This is a genomic window from Myxococcus sp. AS-1-15 (assembly GCF_020037055.1).
GTDB classification, from domain to species: Bacteria; Myxococcota; Myxococcia; order Myxococcales; family Myxococcaceae; genus Myxococcus; species Myxococcus fulvus.
The window spans coordinates 1-2363 of sequence record NZ_JAIQDF010000053.1 but is presented as its reverse complement, the minus strand read 5'-3'; the positions used below and the strand labels follow the sequence as shown (position 1 = coordinate 2363).

Below are 2363 nucleotides of genomic sequence, written 5' to 3'. Positions count from 1 at the left end.
GGCTCCTCCCTCTCCTCCATCCCCATCGGCAGGCCCGTCGCCAATACCCGCCTCTACGTCCTCGACTCCCAGGGGCAGCCTTCTCCCGTCGGCGTCCCGGGCGAGCTCTTCATCGGCGGTGTCCAGGTCGGCCTCGGCTACTGGCGCTCTCCTCACCTCACCGCCGAGCGCTTCATCCCCGATGCCTTCAGCGACTCTCCCGGCGCGCGCCTCTACCGCACCGGTGACCTTGCTCGCTGGCTCCCCGACGGCACCCTCGAGTACCTCGGCCGCTCCGACTTCCAGGTCAAGCTGCGCGGCTTCCGCATCGAACTCGGTGAAGTCGAGAACGCGCTGCGTTCGGTTCCGTCCGTCTCCGATGCGGTCGTCACCGTGCGCGACGAGGCGCGTCTCATCGCCTATCTCGTCTCCACGTCACAGGACGCCTCGGCTCTCCGGGATGCGCTCTCCCAGCGCCTGCCCGAGTACATGGTGCCGTCCGCGTTCGTCTTCCTCGACGCGCTCCCGCTGAGCCCCAGCGGCAAGGTGGACCGCAAGGCGCTCCCCGCGCCTGACTTCGTCCCTGTCGCGCGGGAGTTCGTCGCGCCTCGCACGCCGACGGAGCAGTTGCTTGCGTCCCTGTTCGCCTCGGTCCTCCGGGTCGAGCAGGTCGGTGCCACCGACCACTTCTTCGAGCTGGGTGGACACTCGCTGTTGGGAACGCGGTTGGTCGCGCAGCTGCGCTCCGCCACGGGCGTCACGTTGCCGTTGCGGGACCTCTTCGAGGCGCCGACAGTAGAGCTGCTCGCGAAGCGGCTCGGAGCGCTGTCGCAGGGGGAATCCGACGGCGCGGCGAAGCTGGCGCCTGTCTCTCGGGCGGGTGCGATTCCGCTGTCGTTCGCGCAGCAACGCCTGTGGTTCCTGGATCAGCTCCAGCCCGGCACTGCGTCGTACAACCTGCCCGCGGCGCTGCGACTGGAGGGCTCGCTGGATGTGGCGGCCCTGAGGCAGTCGCTGCGCGCGCTCGTTCAGCGCCATGAGGTGCTGCGCACGCACTTCGTCGTTCGTGATTCACAGCCCCTCCAGGTCATCCGGCCCGAAGCCGAGGTCGAGCTGCCCGTGGTGGAGCTCGCTGGGTTGGATGGACAGCCGCGCGAGGAGGAAGCGCGTCGACTGATGCGCGAAGAGGCGCTCCGTCCGTTCGACCTGGCGCGTGGACCGCTGGTCCGAGCCTCTCTGTTGCGGCTGGATGCGCGACAGCATCTGCTTCTCGTCACCGTCCACCACATCATCTCGGATGGATGGTCCACGGAGATCATGGTCCGTGAGCTGGGGGCCTTCTACCGCCAGTTCTCGGGCGGAGAGCCCGCGCAGCTCGCGTCGCTCCCCATCCAGTACGCGGACTTCTCCGTCTGGCAGCGGCAGTGGCTCGACGGCGAGCGGCTCCGGGGCGAGTTGGATTGGTGGCGGGAGCAGCTCACGGGGGCGCCGTCGGCGTTGGAGCTGCCCACGGACAGGCCGCGTCCGGCCGCGCAGACCGAGCGCGGCGCGGTGCTTCCGATCGAACTCTCCGGGAGCCTGAGCAACGCGGTGAAGGCGCTCGCGCAGCGCGAGGGGGCCACGCCATTCATGGTCCTGCTCGCGGCCTGGCAGCTCGTGCTCTCGCGCTACTCGGGCCAGGACGACGTCTCCGTGGGCTCGCCCATCGCGAACCGCAACCGCGCGGAGACCGAGGGCCTGGTCGGATTCTTCGTCAACACGCTCGTCCTGCGCTCGCGCATCGACACGCAGCGCACGTTCCGTGAGCTGCTAGGACAGGTGCGTCTGAGCACCCTCGCCGCCTACGAGCACCAGGACGTCCCGTTCGAGAAGCTCGTCGAGGAACTGCAGCCCCAGCGTGACCTGAGCCGCTCGCCGCTCTTCCAGGTCACCCTCACCCTGCAGAACACGCCAAGCGCCACGCTGACGCTCCCTGGCATCACGCTCACGCAGCTTCCGCCGGAGCTGGAGACCTCGAAGTTCGACATCAGCCTGCTGCTCGAGGAGGGCTCGGGCGGATTCGCGGGTGTCTTCAACTACAACACCGACCTGTTCGACGCGGCGACCATCGAGGGCCTGTCGCGCCACTTCTCCGTGCTGCTCACCGAGGCGGTCTCCACGCCCGACACGCAGCTCGCGCGGCTTCCGTTGCTCACGTCCGCCGAGAAGCAGCAGGTGCTCTCGACGTGGAACGAGACAGCCCGGGCGTATCCGCGCAGCGCGAGCGTGCATTCGCTGTTCGAGCAGCAGGTGGCCCGTTCACCCGATGCCGTCGCCGTTGTCTCCGGGGATGAGGCTGTCACCTACTCGCAGCTCGACGCGCGCTCCAACCAGCTCGCCCACCA

1 protein-coding gene is annotated in these 2363 nt (G+C 68.8%); it reads left to right on the top strand.

Going from position 1 to position 2363, the window contains the following annotated elements; all coding sequences use genetic code 11:
• Positions 1-2363 (top strand): condensation domain-containing protein (locus K8625_RS43425; protein ID WP_223786087.1); only part of this gene is annotated, 2363 nt, incomplete at both ends.